The sequence below is a fragment of the Nocardioides pocheonensis genome (assembly GCF_003725535.1).
GTDB lineage: Bacteria > Actinomycetota > Actinomycetes > Propionibacteriales > Nocardioidaceae > Marmoricola > Marmoricola pocheonensis.
Genome location: NZ_RJSF01000017.1, coordinates 1 through 296 on the forward strand (window position 1 = coordinate 1; position 296 = coordinate 296).

1 protein-coding gene is annotated in these 296 nt (G+C 72.3%); it reads right to left on the bottom strand.

Annotation, left to right across the window (positions count from 1 at the left end; genetic code table 11):
- A partial coding sequence (locus EFL26_RS05840) for a DUF4307 domain-containing protein (RefSeq protein ID WP_148046642.1) occupies positions 1-296 on the bottom strand: 296 nt, incomplete at both ends.

Here is a 296-nt window from a genome sequence, read left to right on the forward strand (position 1 = left end):
GTTGAGCTCGCCGACGATCGTGTGGTCCTGCGCGGTGGCCCGCACGAGGCAGGTGCCCGTGGTCTTGTCGTCGCGGAAGTGGGCGCTGATCTTCACCCTCACCTCGTGACTGCTCACCACGTCGTACGACGTGAGGGTGGCGTCGATCGCCTGCTCGCTGCCGAGCGAGGCCCACACGGCCCACGCGGTCAGGGCCCCGACGAAGAGCACCGCGAGGACGATGACGAGCGGCCGGCGCTCCGGGCGGCGGCCCGCGCCGTAGCGCTCGGCCAGGCCCGGGCCGCGAATTTCCGTGG